Source organism: Achromobacter deleyi (assembly GCF_016127315.1).
Taxonomy (GTDB): Bacteria; Pseudomonadota; Gammaproteobacteria; order Burkholderiales; family Burkholderiaceae_B; genus Achromobacter; species Achromobacter insuavis_A.
Genome location: NZ_CP065997.1, coordinates 3,612,142 through 3,632,984, shown reverse-complemented (window position 1 = coordinate 3,632,984; position 20,843 = coordinate 3,612,142). Strand labels below are relative to the sequence as shown.

Annotated in this window: 16 protein-coding genes, 1 tRNA gene and 1 pseudogene; 7 read left to right on the top strand and 11 right to left on the bottom strand. The window is 66.5% G+C overall.

Annotated elements, in window-relative coordinates:
* Positions 1-27: 27 nt before the first annotated feature.
* Together I6I07_RS16700 and I6I07_RS16695 are read right to left on the bottom strand one after the other, a co-directional pair.
* A complete protein-coding gene (locus tag I6I07_RS16700; RefSeq protein WP_198482922.1) occupies positions 28-1,320 on the bottom strand; it encodes an EAL domain-containing protein in 1,293 nt (430 codons plus the stop codon).
* Positions 1,317-4,094 carry an ATP-binding protein gene (locus I6I07_RS16695; RefSeq protein ID WP_232625614.1) on the bottom strand — a complete coding sequence of 926 codons (2,778 nt, stop codon included), beginning with the start codon at positions 4,092-4,094 and terminating at the stop codon, positions 1,317-1,319. Before I6I07_RS16695 ends, I6I07_RS16700 begins: the two co-directional genes overlap by 4 nt.
* A 444-nt stretch (positions 4,095-4,538) precedes the next feature.
* On the opposite strand from I6I07_RS16695, the gene I6I07_RS16690 reads away from it, so the two are divergent.
* Both I6I07_RS16690 and I6I07_RS16685 read left to right on the top strand, forming a co-directional pair.
* Entirely contained in the window at positions 4,539-6,026 is a 1,488-nt protein-coding gene (locus I6I07_RS16690; protein WP_232625613.1) for an ATP-dependent nuclease, read from the top strand.
* 212 nt (positions 6,027-6,238) lie between these two features.
* Positions 6,239-6,526 carry a hypothetical protein gene (locus I6I07_RS16685; RefSeq protein ID WP_198482921.1) on the top strand — a complete coding sequence of 96 codons (288 nt, stop codon included), beginning with the start codon at positions 6,239-6,241 and terminating at the stop codon, positions 6,524-6,526.
* Positions 6,527-6,610: 84 nt separating this feature from the next.
* Here the strand turns inward: I6I07_RS16685 and I6I07_RS16680 are convergent.
* The 7 genes and pseudogenes from I6I07_RS16680 to cysS form a co-directional block, all read right to left on the bottom strand.
* Positions 6,611-7,255 (bottom strand): annotated as a pseudogene (locus I6I07_RS16680) (phage portal protein); the annotation flags it as partial.
* A gap of 475 nt (positions 7,256-7,730) precedes the next feature.
* Positions 7,731-7,823: transfer RNA gene (locus I6I07_RS16675), tRNA-Ser, on the bottom strand.
* An 88-nt stretch (positions 7,824-7,911) separates the two neighbouring features.
* Positions 7,912-9,177, bottom strand: coding sequence for an aspartate kinase (locus tag I6I07_RS16670; protein ID WP_006390358.1), 1,266 nt, complete (start codon positions 9,175-9,177; stop codon positions 7,912-7,914).
* 258 nt (positions 9,178-9,435) lie between these two features.
* The gene (gene tilS / locus I6I07_RS16665; RefSeq protein ID WP_198487556.1) at positions 9,436-10,416 is read right to left on the bottom strand and encodes a tRNA lysidine(34) synthetase TilS; all 981 of its coding nucleotides are present in this window, start codon (positions 10,414-10,416) and stop codon (positions 9,436-9,438) included.
* A gap of 145 nt (positions 10,417-10,561) precedes the next feature.
* Complete coding sequence (locus I6I07_RS16660; protein WP_006390360.1) at positions 10,562-11,527, bottom strand: acetyl-CoA carboxylase carboxyltransferase subunit alpha; 966 nt, start codon at positions 11,525-11,527, stop codon at positions 10,562-10,564.
* A gap of 36 nt (positions 11,528-11,563) precedes the next feature.
* Positions 11,564-12,208, bottom strand: coding sequence for a DNA-3-methyladenine glycosylase family protein (locus I6I07_RS16655; protein ID WP_006390361.1), 645 nt, complete (start codon positions 12,206-12,208; stop codon positions 11,564-11,566).
* A gap of 19 nt (positions 12,209-12,227) precedes the next feature.
* Entirely contained in the window at positions 12,228-13,682 is a 1,455-nt protein-coding gene (gene cysS, locus I6I07_RS16650; protein WP_198482920.1) for a cysteine--tRNA ligase, read from the bottom strand.
* Positions 13,683-13,992: 310 nt separating this feature from the next.
* Between cysS and I6I07_RS16645 the strand changes: the two genes are divergently transcribed.
* The 3 genes from I6I07_RS16645 to I6I07_RS16635 all read left to right on the top strand — a co-directional run bounded on the left by I6I07_RS16645 (position 13,993) and on the right by I6I07_RS16635 (position 16,083).
* On the top strand, positions 13,993-14,676 hold the full coding sequence (locus I6I07_RS16645; protein WP_006390363.1) for a tetratricopeptide repeat protein: 684 nt from the start codon (positions 13,993-13,995) through the stop codon (positions 14,674-14,676).
* Between the two features lie 131 nt (positions 14,677-14,807).
* Complete coding sequence (locus tag I6I07_RS16640) at positions 14,808-15,317, top strand: peptidylprolyl isomerase (RefSeq protein WP_198487555.1); 510 nt, start codon at positions 14,808-14,810, stop codon at positions 15,315-15,317.
* Positions 15,310-16,083, top strand: coding sequence for a UDP-2,3-diacylglucosamine diphosphatase (locus I6I07_RS16635; RefSeq protein WP_006390365.1), 774 nt, complete (start codon positions 15,310-15,312; stop codon positions 16,081-16,083). The genes I6I07_RS16640 and I6I07_RS16635 overlap by 8 nt, the downstream gene beginning before the upstream one ends.
* A 79-nt stretch (positions 16,084-16,162) precedes the next feature.
* Here the strand turns inward: I6I07_RS16635 and I6I07_RS16630 are convergent, their stop codons facing one another.
* Together I6I07_RS16630 and I6I07_RS16625 are read right to left on the bottom strand one after the other, a co-directional pair.
* Positions 16,163-17,026, bottom strand: a complete 864-nt coding sequence (locus tag I6I07_RS16630; RefSeq protein ID WP_054431507.1) for an undecaprenyl-diphosphate phosphatase — start codon at positions 17,024-17,026, stop codon at positions 16,163-16,165.
* A gap of 32 nt (positions 17,027-17,058) precedes the next feature.
* A complete protein-coding gene (locus I6I07_RS16625; protein WP_198482919.1) occupies positions 17,059-18,642 on the bottom strand; it encodes a TerC family protein in 1,584 nt (527 codons plus the stop codon).
* Between the two features lie 197 nt (positions 18,643-18,839).
* Between I6I07_RS16625 and I6I07_RS16620 the strand changes: the two genes are divergently transcribed.
* Both I6I07_RS16620 and I6I07_RS16615 read left to right on the top strand, forming a co-directional pair.
* The gene (locus tag I6I07_RS16620) at positions 18,840-19,400 is read left to right on the top strand and encodes a carbonate dehydratase (protein WP_198482918.1); all 561 of its coding nucleotides are present in this window, start codon (positions 18,840-18,842) and stop codon (positions 19,398-19,400) included.
* Positions 19,401-19,459: 59 nt separating this feature from the next.
* Positions 19,460-20,842 carry a dihydroorotase gene (locus I6I07_RS16615; RefSeq protein WP_198482917.1) on the top strand — a complete coding sequence of 461 codons (1,383 nt, stop codon included), beginning with the start codon at positions 19,460-19,462 and terminating at the stop codon, positions 20,840-20,842.
* Position 20,843 lies beyond the last annotated feature (1 nt).

Below are 20,843 nucleotides of genomic sequence, written 5' to 3'. Positions count from 1 at the left end.
AACGGTGTGTCCAGTTTCATGGATGCGTCATTGCCCGGAAGCGCCCGGCCGGCGCCGCGCCATGCGCGGAGCGCCGACCGGCTCACGCGGGTCGCGGGGATTCGTTAGTGGAATCGGGTGATGGAAAAGGGGCTGCGCGCCCAGCAACGCACTGAACGCCGCCGGGTCCACCGCCGGCGAGATCAGGAAGCCCTGCGCGCAATCGCAGCCGATGCGCCGCAAGAGTTGCCGTTCTTCCTCGGTTTCGACGCCCTCGGCGGTGACCCGCAGCCCGAGTTGCCGTCCGAGCTGCGCCGCGGACAGCAACGCGGCCGCGCGGGCCTCGTCCGCGGGGGCTCCGTGGACGAAGGCGCGATCGATCTTCAATTCGGTGAAAGGCGTCGAGATCAGGCTGTAGAGCGAGCTGTAGCCCTTGCCGAAGTCGTCCTGCGCCAGGCCGAAGCCCTGCAGCCGCAGCCGGCTGGCGCCCATATGATAATTGCCCGGCGCCACCGTCATGTCGTCTTCCAGCAACTCGAAGGTGAAATCCTCGGCCGCCAGGCGGCGCCCAACGACCCGCCCGAGCAATTCATCCGGCAGCCGCGGCCGGTCCAGCAGGCGCACCGGCAGGTTGATCGAGACCGGGATGCGAAAGCCCGCGCGGCGCCAGGCGCCGCTGGCCGCGAGGCTGTCGTCGAGCATGCGGATCAGCAGTTCATGCTCCAGGCCGTGGCGGCGCACCGCCGGCAGGAACGCGCCCGGCATCAACAGGCCCTGGTCGCGATGGCGCCAGCGCGCCAGCGCCTCGGCCCCGACGATGGCGCCTGACGCCAGCGACTGCTTGGGCTGGAACCAGGCCTGGATGTCGCCATCGCGCAAGGCCGCCACCACCTCGTCGCGCGTCGGCGCGTAGCCCGCGCCACCGGGCCGCGCCGCCGCCCGCCCCGATGCCCGGGCATGCCACTGCGCCACCATGCCGGCGATCTGCTCGTCCGTGACCGGTTTGACGAAGACGCCCAGCAGCGGCAGGCCGATTTCCCGGGCCATCAAGCCAATGCTGTTGGCCAGCGCACGCTCGCATCCCGTGACGACCGCCAGCATCGGCGGCCGCGTCAGTCCGGCCAGCTCGCGGATGAACTGCGCGCCGTCCATGCCGGGCATGCGGATGTCCGTCAGTACCAGGTCGTAGCGCGCGTCGCGCAGGCATTCGAGCGCGGCGGCGGCGCTCTCGATGGTGTCGACGTGGCCGACGCCGGCCTGCCGCAGCAGGTCGCGCAGCGCCAGGCACTGCAGCGGATGATCGTCCAGGACCAGCGCCCGGCAGGCAGCCAGCAAGGTCATGCCGGATCCTTGGCGATCCCGTGCAGGGTCTGCGCCAGCACCAGGAAGGGCAACGGCTTGCCCAGCACCTGATCCATGCCCGCGGCCAGCCCGCGCTGCGCGATTTCGGCGCTCGAACCCGACGTCAGGCCGATGATCGGGCCGGCGTGGCCCGCGTCGCGCAGCGCCCGCGCCAGCTGGTAGCCATCGAGCACGGGCATGTTCAGGTCGGTCAGCACCAGGTCGAACGGCTGCGCGCGCCACCGCCGCAAGGCCTCGTCGCCCTGGCTCGCCAGCGTCACCGCGCAGCCCAGGTGTTCCAGCTGCTCGCGCAGGATCCGCTGATTGATAGCGTTGTCCTCCACCACCAGCACCCGCAGCTCCAGCGAGCGCGAGGCGGCCCCCGCCACGCCGGGCGCGCCGGGCTCGGCGCCGTCCTGCGCCATGCGCACGGCGCGGCAGATGCTGACGGGATCGGACGCGCTCGCCACGCCGTCGGCCGCATCGGCCAGGAAGGCGTCCTGGCTCGCGCCGGGCGCCCACACCCTGACCTGCCGTTGTCGCCACCGCGGCGCCGGCGTCGACGGCGGCCAGGTCCGCACCAGCACCGCGTCCGCCGACCCGGCGGCGTCGCCCGCCTGGCGGTACGGCAGCGCGACCGCGCCGCACGCGCTCAGCCAGCCGCGCACGTTGTCGACCACTTCGGGCACCGCGCCGTCGACATACACCGGCCGCGGCGCCAGCGTGACCGGCGCAGCGCCGACAGGCTCGTCCGCGGCCAGCGTCAGGCAGAACGCGATGCTGGTGCCCAGCCCTTCCTCGCTGACCACCGACAGCCCGCCGTCCATCAGGTCCGACAGGCGCCGGCAGATCGTCAGCCCCAGCCCGGTGCCGCCGCTGTCGCCGCCCTGCCCCGCCGGGACGCGGAAATACGGCTCGAACAAGCGCGCGCGGTGGTCTTCGCGGATGCCCGGGCCGGTGTCGGCCACCTGGAACCGCAGCCGCACCTGTCCCGGCTCGCCGGTGGCGGCGACGCAGGCGCGCAGCACCACGCGGCCGGCCTCGGTGAACTTGACCGCGTTGGAGACCAGATTGTTGAGGATCTGCTGGATGCGCACCGCATCGCCGCGCAATGTCAGCGGCATCCCGACCTCGGTCAGCGCGTACAGGGTCAGCCCCTTGGCGGCGGCGCGCGCCGCGTAGTTGGCCACCACCTGCTCGACCAGCTCGGCCGGCGAGAACGCGCCGATCTCCAGTTCCTCGCGGCCGGCCTCGATGCGCGACAGGTCCAGCGTGCCGTTGATGGTGCGCAGCAGCGTCGACGACGATTGCTGGATCGTGTCCAGGTACTGCCGCTGCGGCGCGCTCAGGCCGCTCATGGCCAGCAGTTCGAGCGTGCCAAGGATGCCGTAGAGCGGCGTGCGGATTTCATGGCTGATGGTGGCGAAGAACATTGCCTTCGATGCGCTGGCTTGGTCGGTGGCCAGCTTGGCCTGGCGCAGCGCGTGCTCGACCTTCTTCTGCGCCGTGATGTCGCTGATGCCGCACAGCACGACGTCCTCGGATTGATAGGTGGTGGCGGCGAACGCCACGTAGGCGCTGCGGCCGTTCTCCAGCGTGCACTCCTCGCCGCCGGTCTCGGCGCCCGCCCGCGACAGCGTCTCGCGCCAGTGGTCCCGTTCGCCCAGCCACTGGCGGGCGGCGGCGTTCGACAGCAGCACGGCGCCATCGGCGCGCCGCAACAGGCACAGGCCGACCGGCGCCACCTCGACGATCTTGCGATTGAGCGCCACGCTGTCCACCAGCGCCGCGTATTGCCGCTGCGCCGGCTTCACCAGGTGGTTGCGCAGATGGCGCACCGCCAGCAGCACCGCCACCAGCAGCGCCAGCGCCACGCCCGCGGCCGCCTGGAACGCCGGCGCGCCATCCTCGATCAGGTCGCTGATCGGCACGTAATAGGCCAGCCGCCAGCCCGCCTCGCCCACCGACTTGACCAGCACCAGCGTCTGCGGCCACCAGCCCGCGCCGCGCAGGCGGAACGAATCGTGTGACAGGTAGGCCGGCGTCTCCTCGACCCGCGGCGGCAGCTTGCCGCCATGCAGGGCCATGGCGTCGTCGCCGTCATACAGCGCATAGCTGGCCTCGCCGCTGGCGCACTCCACCGGGTCCAGCACCGCGCCCAGGCCGCCCACCTCGAGCCCGATCCAGGTGCGTTCCTCGCCCGCGACATCGGCCGGCGTATAGAGGAACAGGCGATTGGCCGCATCCATCGGCGGCCGCAGCCAGACGATCGGCGTGCGGCCGTCGGGCCCCGGCCGCGCGCTGCGCAGCCGCAGCGCCTGCGCCAGCCAGCGGGCGGTGTCGGCGGACATCGGCGCGGCGCCGCCATCGGCCGGCAGCGCCAGCCGCGTGGCGGCGGCGCCGGACGGCGACACATAGACGATGTGGGCGCGCAATTGCGCCACGTTGACGCGGTCTCGCGGCGTGAGGATCAGCGCCCATTCAAAGGCGCCGCCGGCATCGGCCAGCGGCGCCACCCTGACCTGGCCGGACGGACCGAGCGTTTGCGGCGTCTGCGACAACGGCAGGCGGCGGCTGTTGCGCACGGTCGAGGCGGCCACGGAACGCAGCAGCGCCTCGCGCTGATCGAAATACAACTGGGCGTTGTAGGCGCCGGCATTCATGCGGCGGCGGTACTTCGAGACTTCGGCGGTGAACGCCCCGTAGGCGTACAGCGCGGTCCCCACCAGGATGCAGCCCGCGAGCGCGACGGCGAACAGGTGCAGCAACAGCATGGACAGTCCAGGCGCCGCCGCCGTCGGGGCTTCCCGGGTACGGGGGTCTACGATCATGCCGCCGATCATAGAATTCCGTCCTACCGCCAAAACCAAGAATTTTCTCAAAGCCGGCGCGGCGCCGGCCCGCCGCGCGATGAATCGCGCGCGCAAAGAAAAAACCCGCAGAACTTGCGTTCTGCGGGTTTCTTACCAGCCTGGCATGCCAGGCTGGAAATCTGGCGGAGATGGTGGGATTACAACTATATACGCAACATATTGATAATAAAAACAAATTATAAATCTCTGTGGAAAAGTACCCGCAAAAGTACCTGACTGAATATGCCCCGACTGGGCACTCCCGAGGTGACTCCTGGGCTATATCCTGCTCCATCGGAAAAATTGAATTAATCTTACGTGTAGCAACACTACGATACATGTAATTGGCTAATCGGGAGCGAGCACGTGAGCAAGATCATTATCAGCGGTTTGCGGCATATCTCTAGGCTTGAATTCACTATACCCGGGCAAGGGGTACACCTACTGACCGGGACCAACGGAAGTGGCAAGACGTCCTTGCTGGCATGCCTCCGGCGTATTGGTGATCGATACGCGTTCGGGATGCATTTTCCCCGTGCACTTTCATTGAACAATCTCGATTCCTCAGAGGGCGCCAAGATTACGTATGAAACCCCGGCGGGTACAGTGACGTACTCAGCCGGAAAGCGCTGGTCGCCTACTCCCAGAACACACAGCAAGGCGTTGCTGTCCTTAGGCTATCCCAGCGTCCTTTACATTGCGGCCAATGCCGAACGAATCGAACCACGCATTGAGGAATTTACGCATCAGCGCATACGTGCGGCCGATCCGGCGTTGATTGCGACCGTTAACCGCATCTTCGATACCAGCAAATTCGATAATTTGAAGGTAGTCAATCTACGCCGAGGGGTCGGCGCTGACGCGTTCTTGCTGGAGATTCCCGGCGCTAGAAATCAACCTAAACGCTACTATTCAGAGCGCCACCTTAGTCTTGGTGAGCTTTGCATATTGAAGCTGATAAAGACGTTGAAGGATTGCCAACGAGGCAGCCTCGTGCTAATCGACGAACTTGAGCTTGCCTTACACCCACTTGCGCAATCGGCCCTACTGGCCTATCTGCACACCATCGCCGATGAGAAGCAACTAACCATCATCTTCTCAACACATTCGTCCACTCTCATCAAGAGCGTAGCGCGGCGGCAGATATTGATGTTGCAGGCGCAACAGAATGGAATCATTGATGTGGTTCGGGGCTGCTTCCCATCCTATGTTCTCGGCGCGGTGGCAGATCGCGAAGAAGCGGCGACTGATGTCATCATCTATGTTGAGGATGATGCAGCAAGAGTAGTTACCGAGCAGTTCGCTCAAAAATTCCTCGCCGCAAAGTACTCTGCGGCGCAGATAGTTCCGAGTTTCTCCGTCGTCGCTGTAGGCGGAATTGTGAACGTTCTCCGATTCTTCGACACCCAGGTGCGTCTTCTGCCCGCGATTACTAGAGGATTTGTCGTGCTCGATGCAGACGCTGAAGAGGCTCTAGAAAATGCCACAAAACAGGACATCATTGATATAAGAGATCGGCTGTCGGACCAGATATCTTTCCTTCCGTTCACCCCTGAAGTAGGTTTGGTGAACTATCTACGCGCAAACAGGGATGCAGCGCGCAATGCACTGCGCGCTCATTACAACAATAACAGCATAGCGATCCGTCTCGACTGGCTACCCGGGCTATCTATTGACAATCCGCGAGAGAGTGCCAAAACGATTGTCAGCGCTCTCGTGGATAGATTACTCACACAAATTCCTGGGGTCGATGCGGCTGACATACGGGCGCAGCTACTGAAATTGCTGGCTGCTCATACATTCACATCACGGCGTGCAACCGTGATGCAGTTGATGGGGCCGCTTTTAGGCTAGTGAAATGCGTCGCGACTGCGTCACTTTGCGTCACTTTCCTGCGGTTGATGGTACGCCGCTAAGCCGCTTAAAGTCTGAAACCGAGAGGTGACGCAGGCATGAGTCATTTATTGCCTATTTAGCGCGCAGGCGTGGAGGGGGGGAAGACTGCGCGCCAGAGGTGGTGACACATCACATTACTGCATATTCATACAGTAATGTGATGCGCCATCATGACCATGCTCGACCGTCCCCCGCCCACGCCCATGCCTGCGGCTCGCATACGCGAGCTGTACGCCCGCAACCCGTCGCCAGAGGGGTGCTCCCTGGCCTGGGAAATCTGGCGCCTGCAGCGCGTTCTGATCGCGCTGGAAGCAGGCCTGCGAAACGCCGCCACCCTGCGCCACCGACAGGCCATCATTGACCACGTCGTAGGGCTGCTGGAATACGTGCAGGGCGAACCCTGTTTGACCGAACCCCTGGCGGTCAAGCAAGGGCGCAAGCGTGGCGAACAGCGTTGACGCGCGGCCGCCGAGCGCTGGCCGGAGCACCGGCAAAAAAAAGCCCCGCGAGTGCGGGGCTGATCGTGACCACTGGCTGCGCGGCTACTCGCTCGCGCCCTGGATGACGTAGGCTTTGAAGCGGACCACTTCATGGCCGAGCCAGTCGTTGATTCCCAAGAACTTGGCCTGCAGCGGCTCCAGCTCGTTGCGCGCGAAGACCTGTGCAGCAGATATCGGCGTGCCGAAGCCGCCAGAATTCGACGGCACCAGGCCCATGAGCGGCGGCGGCACGCGGTGCGCGGCGAGCACGTCGTCGCGCGACACGTTCTTGATGTTGAAGAAGTCATCGCGCGCGGCCACTTCGCTAACTGGGATGATCTGCATCCCGTCCTTCTTGCCGCCAGGCGCGTACACGAACAGATTGCGGAAGTTGCCCGGCCCCTTGGAATCTTTCATGGCGGCGCGGATGTCATCGACATAGCTGGTTTCCGTCACGGTGTCGGTCAGGTACATGATGAACCCAGCGTGACTGCCGTTCAGGTAGTACTTGCGCCAGAAGAGCGTGGCGGACTTGTTCAACCATGCCGCGTTGAAGGCGGCCAAGTACTCCGGCAGGCCATAGACTTCATGATTGATGTCCGGCTGCGCGAGCTGGCATATCGTGCTTTGCCGAAACTCATGCTGCTGACCTGAGGGGGCACAAAAAAGGCCGGCCAGCACCCCGCGCCGCAAGCACTTGGCAAATGCATACTGAACGAGCGGCTGCCAGTTTCCTGGCTCACATATATCGAGCCGCAACCTCTAAGTCAGCTAGCAATCTGTACGCGATGATCTTCTTTTGTCTTGCGCCGCGTCATCTTGACGCCGAGATGGACGTCCATCGCCATCGTACATCTGCGTTCGATGAACTGATAGTTGCAGCGCCTTTACTTGCCGCCGTCGGCCTTGACCAGATAGAGCTCGCCGCCGTCGACCAGCCTGTAGTCCTTCCACCGGGCCTTGCCATGCGGGCTTTGATCTCCGTTCGTCTGTCCAAGCCCTGGCGATCATATGCGGGTACTTTTCGCGTCTATGAACGCGTTCCCCCGCAGTCCCCGCAAAAATACCTGCGCGTATATTGAGCTATCCAGGTACAAGCGGGGAAAACGCAACCCAAAGAAAAAACCCGCAGAACTTGCGTTCTGCGGGTTTCTTACCAGCCTGGCATGCCAGGCTGGAAATCTGGCGGAGATGGTGGGATTCGAACCCACGATGCAGTTTTTAGCCACATACTCCCTTAGCAGGGGAGCCCCTTCAGCCTCTCGGGCACATCTCCGAAGAGAACGAGATTCTAGCACGACTTTTTACACTATTGCCCGCGCGATGCGGCGGACGTGAAAAAAACCGTGCCGGACCTGCGTCGCTCAGGCCTTGGCGGCGGGCGCCTGGTCCAGGCCGAAGGCCTTGTGCAGCGCGCGCACGCCCAGTTCCATGTACTTGTCGTCGATGATGACCGAGGTCTTGATTTCGCTGGTGCTGATCATCTGGATGTTGATGCCTTCCTGCGAAAGCGTCTGGAACATCAGGCTGGCCACGCCGACGTGCGAGCGCATGCCGATGCCGACGATCGAGACCTTGGCGACCTTCTCGTCGGTCGACAGTTCACGCGCGCCCACGGCGGGGATGACTTCGCGCTTGAGCAGGTCGACGGCACGCGCGAACTCGTTGCGGTTCACGGTGAACGAGAAATCGGTCGTGCCAGCCACGGACTGGTTCTGCACGATCATGTCGACGTCGATGTTGGCGGCGGCGACCGGGCCCAGGATCGAGAAGGCGATGCCGGGCTTGTCGGGCACGCCCAACAGGGTGATTTTGGCTTCGTCGCGGCTGAAGGCGATGCCGGAGACAACGGCGGCTTCCATTTTTTCGTCTTCCTCAAAAGTAATCAGCGTGCCCGAACGCATTTCTTCGTCGAGCGGGATGAGCGGGTCGGTCAGCGAGGACAGCACTCGCGTCGGCACACGGTATTTGCCGGCGAATTCGACCGAGCGGATCTGCAGGACCTTGGAGCCCAGCGAGGCCATTTCCAGCATTTCCTCGAAGGAAACGACGGCCATGCGGCGCGCTTCGGGCACCACCCGCGGATCGGTCGTGTAGACGCCATCCACATCGGTGTAGATCAGGCATTCATCGGCCTTGAGCGCCGCCGCCACGGCCACGGCCGAGGTGTCGGAGCCGCCACGGCCCAGGGTGGTGATGTGGCCGTCAGGGTCCACGCCCTGGAAGCCGGTGACGATGACCACGCGGCCGGCGTCGAGGTCGCCGCGGATGCGGGCGTCGTCGATCGACGTGATGCGGGCCTTGGTGAACGACGAATCGGTGCGCACCGGCACTTGCCAGCCCGCGTAGCTGCGGGCGGCGACGCCTTCGGCTTGCAGCGCGATGGCCAACAGGCCGCTGCTGGCCTGCTCGCCGGTGGCGGCGATCATGTCGAGCTCGCGCGCGTCGGGTTGGGGCGTAATCTCGCGCGCCAGGCCCAGCAGGCGATTGGTTTCGCCTGCCATGGCCGACGGCACCACGACAACCTGGTGGCCGGCAGCGTGCCACTTCGCGACGCGTCGCGCCACGTTCCGGATGCGCTCGACCGAGCCCATCGAAGTACCGCCATATTTATGAACGATCAGGGACATCTCGTACTCTGGCTGGGGACCCGCCGCAAGAGTGTTGACGGGCAAAACCTCATATTCTATCCCGACGGTGAAAATTTGCGCAGGCCATGGAATTTTCTTTCCAGGGAACGGTCGTTTTTTCGGGAAAAATGTCGTTTCGCCCGGGATTTTCTCCCACCAGCTGCCGTTTCTCGCGCGGCGGGTGGCGGCCGGCGCCGCGGGATCGGGGAGATCGCGCGACGACCGCCGTCACGGGCCAAGCCCGCGCCGGCGCCGAGGTCAGGGCGCCGGCCGCGGCTCGATCCAGACCCGCCCGCGATGGCAGCGGATCACGTGGCCGGCCTGCTCCACCCGCAGCTGGCGGTCATGCCCCAGGCTGTGCAGGCCGCGCAACTGCCGCAGCAGGTCGTTCATGCGCGCCTCGGTCGGCATGCGGGCGCCATTGCGTTCGAGCCAGTGGCGCAGCACGTGGACCTGGCGCGCCGGCGACAGCTGGCGCCAGGCCGCCAGCGAAAAGCTGACGCCGTCGGCGTCGGGTTCGAGCGCGGCGAAGTCGTCGCGCGCCACCTCGTCCAGGATCTCGCCGGCCTCGGCCATGTGGCGCGCATGGCGGGCGACGATGGCGCGCCAGCCGGGCCAGCGCGCATCGAGCACCGGCGCCAGCAGCGCGCGCAGCGCGCCGCGGGTGTAGCGCGGGTCGGCATTGGTGGGGTCCTGCACCGGTTGCCAGCCGCTGGCGGCGGCGAATTGCCGCGCGGCCCGCAGGATCGTTTCGCGGTCCTGCTCCAGCCACGGCCGCAGATAAGCCAGGCCGTCACGCGACGTGAGCGGCGCCATGGCCGCCATGCCGGCCAGCCCGGTGCCGCGCAGCAGGCGCAGCAGCACGGTCTCGGCCTGGTCATTGCGATGGTGCGCCAGCAGGATCAGGCCGACGCCTTCGTCCGCCGCCAGCCGCGCCAGCGCCGCGTAGCGGGCGTCGCGGGCGGCGGCCTCGATGCCCTTGCCGCCGGCCGCGTCGACCTCGACCCGGGCCTGCCGCAGCGGCAGCCCCAGCAGGCCAGCGAGTGCTTCGACCTGGTCCTGCCAGCCATCGGCGGCGGCCTGCAGGCCGTGATGCACATGCAGCAGCACCAGGCCGGCGCCGAGCTCGCGCGCCACGGCGGCCGCGTGCAGCGCCAGCATGGCCGAGTCGGCGCCGCCGCTGACGGCCACGGCGAAACGCCCGGGCGGCTGCGGCAGGGCTTGCAGGGCGCGGCGCAGGGCCGCGCTCAGGTCAGGCGAGACGGGATGGGGGAAAGCAGTCCCCGCGGCGGGTGAAGCGGGCGCGGGGGACGGCGAGGTCATGGCGGCGGGCGCGGGCCGGTGGCGGCCGCGGCGCCGGCGCAGGCCGGCGCGCGCGCATCGCTCAGGCGCGCACTTCCTGGAAGGCGCCGTAGGACAGCACGCGTTGCACGCGCTGTTCCACGAGCTGCTCGGGCGTCAGGCCCTGCAGCTGGCGCAGGGCGTCGCCCAGCGCGCGGCGCAGCAGGCGCGCCATGACGCGCGGGTCGCGGTGAGCGCCGCCCACGGGTTCGTTGATGACGCGGTCGACCAGGCCCAGGTCCTTCAGGCGCGGGGCGATGATGGCCAGCGCCTCGGCGGCCTCGGGCGCCTTGTCGGCGCTGCGCCACAGGATCGAGGCGCAGCCTTCGGGCGAGATCACCGCGTAGGTGGCGTATTGCAGCATCAGCACGGCGTTGCCCACGGCGATCGCCAGCGCGCCGCCCGAGCCGCCTTCACCGATGATGGTGACGATCACGGGCACCTTCAGTTCGGCCATGGCGTACAGGTTGTGGCCGATGGCTTCGGACTGGCCGCGTTCCTCGGCGCCGATGCCGGGATAGGCGCCCGGGGTGTCGACGAAGGTGAACACGGGAATGCCGAACTTCTCGGCCAGGCGCATCAGGCGCAGGGCCTTGCGGTAGCCTTCCGGACGCGGCATGCCGAAGTTGCGCGCGGCGCGTTCCTTGGTGTCGCGGCCCTTCTGGTGGCCGATCACCATGCAGGGCGAGCCGTTGAAGCGCGCCAGGCCGCCCACGATGGACTGGTCGTCGGCGTACATGCGGTCGCCGTGCAGTTCGTGGAAGTCGGTGAAGATTTCGCGCACGTAGTCCAGCGTGTAGGGACGCTGGGGGTGGCGGGCGACCAGCGCCGTCTGCCAAGGCGTGAGCTTGGCGTAGATTTCCTTGGCCAGGGACTGGCTCTTCTGCTGCAGACGTCCGATCTCGTCGGAGATGTCTACCGCCGAATCGGCCTGCACATAGCGCAGCTGCTCGATCTTGTTCTCAAGCTCGGCGAGCGGCTGTTCAAATTCCAGAAATGTATTGCGCATGTAGTGTGGTTCCGTAGATGGGCGACCTGGATTGCGTCAGTATTGGACCGGCGTCGGTTCCAGACTGCGCCACAGATACCAGGTTGCCACGGTACGCCAGGGTTGCCACGCCAACGAGACTTCGCGAGCCTCGAAGCGCGAGACAGGCTCGCCGCTGAAATAGTGTAGCGAGATTGCCTTGAGCAACCCAGGATCATCCAGCGGCAGAACATCGGGCCGCTGCAGATTGAAAATCAAAAACATCTCCGCCGTCCAGCGTCCGATGCCGCGGATGGCGGTCAATTCCGAAATGACGGCCTCGTCGTCCATGGCCGCCCATTTCTCGGGATGCACCCGGCGTTCGCCGAAATGCACCGCCAGATCCAGCACGTATTCGGCCTTGCGCTGCGACAGGCCGGCCGCGCGCAGGCCTTCCAGGCCGACGCGCAGCACCGCCACCGGCGTGGGACGCTTGCCGGCGGCTTCCAGGAACTTGTCCCAGACGGCATCGGCCGCCTTGGCCGAGACCTGCTGGCCGATGATGGCGCGGGCCAGCGTCACGAACGGCGTGCCGCGCGACGTCAGCCAGACCTCGGGGTGCTGGGGAATGATCTTTTTCAGGATGCGGTCGCGCCGCATCAGGTGGGCAACGGCGGCTTCCCAATAATCCGGCTTGGGAATGTCGGTATCTGCGATGGACATGTCGGGCGTATCCAGGGGGTCAGGCCCGACGCCACTGCGTCAGGCCGCCCGGCTTGTCATCGAGCTCGATGCCGGCGTCGCGCAGCTCGGCGCGGATGCGGTCGGCCGCCGCGAAGTCGCGCGCCGCCTTGGCCGCCGCGCGGGCGTCGATCAGGGCCTGGATGGCGCAGGCGTCGAGTTCGGCGCGCGCGCCCTGCTCCATGCCGGCCGCCGAATAGCGGGTGGCCGACTGGAAGTACGCGGCCGGATCCTGCTGCAGCAGGCCCAGCAGGCCACCCAGGGCCTTGAGCTGGCCGGCGCTGCGCGCGCGCTTGCCGCGGTTGGCCTCGGAGGCCAGTTCGAACAGGGCCGCCACGGCGCCCGAGCTGTTGAAATCGTCGTCCATGGCGGCCTTGAAGGCCTGCGCCTGGGATTCGTTCCAGTCGATGCCCTGGTCGTCGGCCGCCACGTTCTGCAGCGCCTGGTACAGGCGGTCGAGCGCGTTCTGGGCGTCGACCAGGTTGTCCGGCGTGTAGTTCTGCGGGCTGCGGTAGTGGTTGCGCACGATGAAGAAGCGCACCATCTCGGCTTCGCGCGGGTTGACGCGGTAGTCGGCCATGTCGGCCGCCGGCTCGCCCTGGGCGATGGTCTGGCGGATGGTGCGGAAGTTGCCGAGCGACTTGGACATCTTGTCCGAATCGACCATCAGCGGGCCGCAATGCATCCAGATATTGGCCAGCACGCCGCCGAAGGCGCCCTCGGTCTGGGCGATCTCGTTCTCGTGATGGGGGAATTTCAGGTCGGGGCCGCCGCCGTGGATGTCCAGCGGCAGGCCGAGCAGCGACTTGCTCATGGCCGAGCACTCGATGTGCCAGCCCGGACGGCCCAGGCCGTAGGGCGATTCCCACTTGGTGTCGGCCGGCTCTTCTTCCTTGGCGGACTTCCACAGCACGAAGTCGAGCGGGTCGCGCTTGGCCGAGCCCACCGCCACGCGTTCGCCGGCGCGCAGGTCGTCCAGCGTCTTGCCGGACAGCTTGCCGTAGCCCTCGAAGCCGCGCACGGCGTAGTTCACGTCGCCGTCGTCGGCCTGGTAGGCCAGGCCCTTCTGTTCGAGCTTGCCGATGATGTCCAGCATCTCGCCCACGTACTGGGTGGCGCGCGGCTCGCGGTCGGGCGTTTCCACGCCCAGCGCGCGCTCGTCGGCGTGCATGGCGGCGATGTAGAACTCGGTGACCTCGCCGATGCGGCGGCCGGTCTCGACCGCGCGGCGGATGATCTTGTCGTCGATGTCGGTGATGTTGCGCACGTAGTCGACCGCCAGGCCGCTGGCGCGCAGCCAGCGCTGCACCACGTCGAACGACACCAGCATGCGGGCGTGGCCCAGATGGCAGAAGTCGTACACGGTCATGCCACACACGTACATGCGCACCTGGCCGGCCTGGGCCGGCTTGAACGGTTCTTTGGTACGCGATAACGTGTTGTAGATTTGCAGCATGGCGCTTGTGATGGTCCAGTTCTTTCCGTGGCGGCCGCGGAAAAAGTTGCGCCCGAAGGACGATACCTTCAGGACTTGCCGTTCGGCCGGGGTGGCGTGGGGTTCGCCCGGGGTTCACTACCGCCCGTTGCCTGCCCGTTGGTCCGCCCGTTGTGCCCGTCCGTTGGTCCGCCCGTTGTTTTACCCATTGGTTTTACTCATTGTCGAGCCAAAAACTCAACCAAGGCTAAAATGGCGGTCGTCAAGTATAGCAAGCGGCCCGGCCGCGCGCGTCAGCGCCGGCCGGCCACGACTTTTAACGGATGCCCACGTGACTATCAAGCCGCGTTTTTGCGTCACCCTGCTCGCCCTGGCCCTGGCCGGAGCGCCGCTCGCCGGCGCCTACGCCCAATCCATGGCCGGTGGTTCGGGCGAGAACCCGAACGCCAACCGGACCACCCTCGACCCCATCCCGCCCGAAGGCGGCTGGGACGGCCTGTCGAACGTGCTCAAGGCGGTACAGCCCGGTGTGGACACCCGGCTGCAGCCGTCCGCCTCGCAGATCACCACCCACATCGAGCGCCTGCTGAACCGCGGCGACAACGCCGAGGCGCTGGCGATGATCGAAAAGCGCCAAGCCGAGATCAAGGACCAGCGCGGCACCGACGTGCAGCTGATGTTCCAGCACGCCCGCGCCCTGGCCGCGCTCGACCGCAAGGCCGAGGCCATCGACATCTACACCGAGATGACGACCCGCTTCCCCGAGCTGCCGGAACCTTGGAACAACCTGGCGGCTCTATATGCCAGCCGGGGCGAACTTGAAAAAGCGCAGGACGCCCTGCAAATGGCCTTGCGCGCCGACCCGGGCTACGCCGCCGCGCGTGCCAACCTGGGCGACCTGCAACTGCTGCAGGCCCTGCGCACCTACAAGCAGGCCGCCGGCGAAGGCGTGCCGGGCATGCAGGACAAGGCCCGCGAAGTCGAAACCATGCTGAAGGATAAGCAACGCAAATGATGTCCCGCTACTCCCCTCTCCACCTGCTGCGCCTGACGGCGTGCTCGTTCGCGCTGGCGTTTGCTCCGGCGCTCGTCAGCGCCGCGCCCGCGGCCGCCCCCTCCAACTCCACCTCTGAAGGCACCAAAGCCATGAGCACCAATCCCCGCGTCAAGCTTCACACCAACCAAGGCGACATGGTCATCACCCTGGACGCCGCCAAGGCGCCCAAGACCGTCGAGAACTTCCTGACCTACGTCAAGGAAGGCTTCTACAACGGCACGGTGTTCCATCGCGTGATCGACGGCTTCATGATCCAGGGCGGCGGCTTCGAGCCCGGCATGAAGCAGAAGCAGACCCATGCCCCGATCGAGAACGAGGCCAACAACGGCCTGAAGAACGACAAGTACACCCTGGCGATGGCCCGCACCAGCGACCCGCACTCGGCCACCGCGCAGTTCTTCATCAACGTCTCGAACAACGACTTCCTGAACTTCACCGCGCCCACGCCGAACGGCTGGGGCTATGCCGTGTTCGGCACCATCACCGAAGGCACCGACGTGGTCGACAAGATCAAGGGCGTGAAGACCGGCAACAAGGGCTTCCACCAGAACGTGCCGAACGAAGACGTGATCATCGAGAAGGCCGAAGTTCTTGAATAAGATCGTCCTGTCCGGTCCGATCTGGCTGGCCTCCGACCTGCACCTGGGGCCGGCCACGCCGGCCACCTCGGAGGCCTTCCTGGCCTTCCTGCAGGCCGCCGAGGAAGAAGCCGCCGCCCTGCTGCTGCCGGGCGACATCTTCGATGCCTGGATCGGCGACGACGTGATTCGCGCCGCGCCGCCGTGGCTCGCCACGGCGCTGACGGCGCTGCGCGCCACGGCCAGCCGCATTCCGGTGTGGCTGGGCCGCGGCAACCGCGACTTCCTGATCGGCGAAGAGCTGGCCGCCGCGGTCGGCGCCAAGCTGCTGCCCGAACCGGCGCTGCTGCAGACCGACCATGGCGACATCCTGCTGACCCACGGCGACGAGTTCTGTACCGACGACGCGGCCTACCAGCAGTTCCGCCAGATGGTGCGCAACCCGCAATGGCAGGCGGAATTCCTGGCCAAGACCATTCCCGAGCGCCTGGCGATGGCGCAGCAGGCCCGCGGCGAAAGCCAGATGGCCAACCAGGCCAAGTCCATGGAGATCATGGACGTCAACGCCGGCGCCGTCGAGCAGGCCTTCCGCGACCATGGCGTCAAGCTGATGGTGCATGGCCACACGCACCGCCCCGCCCGCCACGTGCTGGAGGTCGACGGCGCCAAGCGCGAACGCTGGGTGCTGCCCGACTGGGACTGTGACCACGTGTCGCCGCCGCGCGGCGGCTGGCTGGTCATCGACCGCGACGGGCTGGAGTTCTACGACCTGGAAACGGCCGACTAGGGCCTGTTGACCCCAAGCAAAGGGCCGCGTCATGCGCGGCCCTTTCTTTTTGCCCGCCCCGGCAACGGGGCGCGCGCCTTCAGCGGGTGAAGATCCAGGCCGCCACGATCGCGCCGAACACAATGCGGTACCAGGCGAACACGCGGTAGGTGTGGTTGGCGACGAAACGCAGCACCGCGCGCACCACCACGATGGCGCTCAGGAAGGCCGCCACGAAGCCCACGGCGATGCCAGACAGGTCGTGCTGGGTCAGCAGGTCCATGTTCTTGTACATGTCGTACACGGCCGCGCCCAGCATGGTCGGCATGGCCAGGAAGAACGAGAACTCGGTGGCCGTCTTGCGCTGGATGCCGGCGATCATGCCGCCGATGATGGTGGCGCCCGAGCGCGAGGTGCCGGGGATCATGGCCAGGCACTGCGCCACGCCTACGCCCAGCGCCTGCTTCCAGGTGATCTGTTCCAGCGTGCGGGCGGTGGCGCGCTCGTCCGAGGCGGTGTCGTCGGCCGCGCCGGGCACGTCGCCGGGGGTGTGGCGGGTGCGGCGCTCCACGTACAGCATGATCAGGCCGCCCAGCACCAGCGTCACCACCACCACGCCGGGGTGGTAGAACACCTGCTTGATGGACTTGATGAAGATGGCGCCGATGACCGCCGCCGGCAGGAAGGCGATCAGCAGGTTGCGGGTGAAGGCCACCTCGCTCGCCACGCCGGTCAGGGTGCCGCGGATCAGCTGCAGCAGCCGCGCGCGGAAGATCCACATCACCGCCAGGATCGACCCCAGCTGGATCACCACCTCGAACACCTTGCCCTGGCTGGACTCGAAGTTGATCCAGTCGCCGATCAGGATCAGGTGGCCGGTGCTGGACACCGGAATGAATTCCGTCAGCCCCTCGACGATGCCGAGGATGAAGGCCTTGATGAGATAAAGCGTGGTGTCAGTCACGATGGCGAAGTTCCTTGGGGCAATGTCGGAGGCTAGTCATGGGTCAGCGACGCGTCTTCGTCGAGCGGTTCCGGCGCGCGCTTCTCGACGCGCACCAGGGCAATGCGGCGGCCGTCCATTTCCAGCACTTCGAAGCGGAAATGGTCGTGGTGGATCTCGTATTCGCAGACGTCGCCCGGCTTGGGCAGGTGGCCGAAGCGCGACAGCAGGTAGCCCGCCAAGGTGGAGAAGTCCTGCGCGTCATCGACCAGGCCTTCGGTTTCCAGCACCTGCTCGACGTGGTGCAGGTCGGCCGCGCCGTCGATCTTCCAGATGTTGCGGCCGTCGGCGACGATGTCGGGCAGTTCGTCCTCGTCGGGGAATTCACCGGCGATGGCCTCGAACACGTCGATCGGCGTCACCAGGCCCTCGATGGCGCCGAACTCGTCGGCCACCAGCACCAGCTGGCCGCGCGAGCGCTTGAGAGTGTCCATCAGGCGCAGGATGCCGATGGCCTCGTGCACGATGATCGGATCGCGCAGGCGGTTGCGGCGCACCCGGCCCTCGGTGATGAGGTCGGCCACCAGGTCCTTGGCGCGGGCGATGCCCAGCACCTCGTCGAGCGAGCCGCGGCAGACCGGGAAGAAGCTGTGCGGCGCCTCGGTGATCTGGCGCCGGATGGTGTCGGGGTCGTCGTCGATGTTGATCCACGACACGTCGGTGCGCGGCGTCATGATCGAGCGGATCGAGCGTTCGGCCAGCGTCAGCACGCCGCTGACCATGTTGCGCTCTTCCACGCCGAAGGCCGGGATGGCGGGGCCGTCGGCGCTGGGCAGGTCGGGCTCTTCGGCCGGCGGGCGCTTGCCCAACATGCGCAGCACCGCCGAGGCGGTGCGTTCGCGCATGGGACGACGCGCGTCCAGCTTGAGCAGGTTGCGGCGCGCCACCTGGTTCAGGGCCTCGATCGCCACCGAGAAGCCGATGGCGGCGTACAGGTAGCCCTTGGGCACCTTGAAGCCGAAGGCCTCCGCCAGCAGCGAGAAGCCGATCATGAGCAGGAAGCCCAGGCACAGCACCACCACCGTCGGGTGGGCATTGACGAAGCGCGTCAGCGGCTTGGAGGCCAGCAGCATGATGCCGATGGCGATGACCACGGCGATCATCATGATGGCCAGGTGGTCGACCATGCCGACCGCGGTGATGACCGAGTCCAGCGAGAACACTGCGTCCAGCACCACGATCTGCGTCACGATGACCCAGAAGCTGGCGTACACGCGCGGCCCGGAAGAGCCGCCGTGCTGGCCGCCTTCCAGGCGCTCGTGCAGTTCCATGGTGCCCTTGAACAGCAGGAAGAAACCGCCGGCCATGAGGATCAGGTCGCGCCCCGAGGGCGACAGCGGTCCGACCGAAAACAGGGGGGTGGTCAGGGTGACCAGCCACGACATGACCGACAACAGGCCAAGCCGCATGACGAGCGCCAGGCTCAGGCCAAGGATGCGCGCGCGGTCGCGTTGCGACGGCGGCAGCTTGTCCGCCAGGATGGCGATGAAAATCAGGTTATCGATTCCCAGGACGATCTCAAGGACGACCAGGGTAAGCAAGCCGACCCACGCAGCGGGGTCCAGCAGCCACTCCATCAGGAGCTCCAGAAGTTACACGACCGGTAATCGTACCCGGAAAATGCGTGACACGCCGGTGACACGGGTCGTGCGGATGACGGATGGGCGAGGCCTGCATCCTCATCTCCGGCGCTTTTCGAGCGGGCGCTTGCGATCGATATTGTTATATTATAACATTTCATTTAACGGCGCCCTCCTCATCGTCAAGACCTCCCATGATCCGCAAGAACCCGCGCGGCGACCTGCCGCAGATCCACCCCAGCGCCTTCGTCGACCCCACCGCCATTCTCTGCGGCCTGGTCGTCGTGGAGGAAAACGTCTTCATCGGTCCCTACGCCGTCATCCGCGCCGACGAGATGGACGCGCAGGGCCACATCGACCCGATCGTGATCGGCGCGCACTCCAACATCCAGGACGGCGTGGTGATCCATTCCAAGTCGGGCGCGCGCGTGCGCATCGGCCAGCGCACGTCGATCGCGCACCGCGCCATCGTGCATGGCCCCTGCGCGGTGGGCGATGGCGTGTTCATCGGCTTCAACAGCGTGTTGTTCAACTGTACGGTCGAGGACGGCTGCGTGGTGCGCTACAACGCGGTGGTCGACGGCGTCCACCTGCCACCGGGCTTCTACGTGCGATCGACCGAGCGCATCGGCCCGGACACCGATCTTGCGTCGCTGCCCCAGGTGCCCGCCGCGGCCAGCGAGTTTTCCGAAGACGTGGCGCGCACCAACAACGCGCTGGTGCATGGCTACAAGAACATCCAGAACGAGTTCTGAATGACTGCCCAGCCACCCGCCAAGTCCATCGCCGTCACGCCACGCCAGGAAACCCCCGCATGATCGGCGCCGAGCAACCCTTCCGGCGGCAGGCCGACCTGCTGGTGCACGGCGGCACCGTGCTGCTGCCCGGCGGCACGATGGCGCCCGTCGACATCGCGGCGCGAGACGGCCGCGTGGTGGCGTTGGGCAGCCTGGACGACTGGCGCGCGGACACCACGCTGGATGCCACCGGCCTGCATGTCCTGCCCGGCGTCATCGACAGCCAGGTGCATTTCCGCGAACCTGGCCTGACCCACAAGGAAACCCTCGAAGCCGGCACCCGCGGCGCGGTGCTGGGCGGCGTGACCGGCATTTTCGAGATGCCGAACACCAGCCCGCTGACGCTCACGGCCGCCGACTTGCAGGCCAAGCTCGACGCGGCGCGCGGTCGCGCCTGGTGCGACCATGCGTTCTACATCGGCGGCTCCGCCGTCAATGCCGAGCGGCTGGCCGAGCTGGAAAACCTGCCCGGCTGCGCCGGCGTCAAGGTCTTCATGGGCAGTTCATTCGGCGATCTGCTGGCCGATGACACCGAGGTGCTGCGCCGCATCCTGCGCCACGGCCGCCGCCGCATGGCCGTGCACGCCGAGGACGAGGCCCGGCTGCGCGAGCGCAAATCGATCGTGCTGCCCAGCGGCGACGTCCGCCTGCATCCCCACTGGCGCGACGTCGAAAGCGCGCTGATCGCGACGCGGCGCATCGTGCGGTTGGCGGCTGAAGCCCACCGGCGGCTGCATGTATTGCACGTCTCCAGCGCCGAGGAAATCGCTTTCCTGGCCGAGCACAAGCGACGCGTCAGCGTCGAAGTCACGCCGCATCACCTGACGTTGCACGCGCCCGACTGCTACGAACGACTGGGCAGCCTCGCGCAGATGAATCCGCCGGTCCGCGAGCCGCGCCACCAGGATGCGCTGTGGCAAGGCATTCGCGACGGCGTGGTCGATGTCATCGGCAGCGACCACGCGCCGCACACTCTGGAAGAGAAGGCCAGGCGCTATCCGCAATCTCCCAGCGGCATGACCGGCGTGCAGACCCTGCTGCCGCTGATGCTCGACCACGTGCATGCCGGCCGCCTGAGCCTGCCGCGCCTGGCGGACCTGACCAGCGCCGGCCCGGCGCGCCTGTTCGGCCTCGAAGGCAAGGGCCGCATCGCACTGGGCTATGACGCCGATTTCAGCATCGTCGACCTGCAGGCATGCCGAACCATCCGCAACGACTGGATCGCCAGCGTCAGCGGCTGGACGCCGTACGACGGCCTGCGCGTCACGGGCTGGCCCATTCACACCGTCGTGCGCGGCCATGCCGTCGTGCGCGACGAGGCCTTGGCCGATGCCGCCCCGCCGGGACAGCCGCTGCGGTTCCTGGAAGCCACGCCGGCCTCCCCCTCCCTCGATTCCTGAA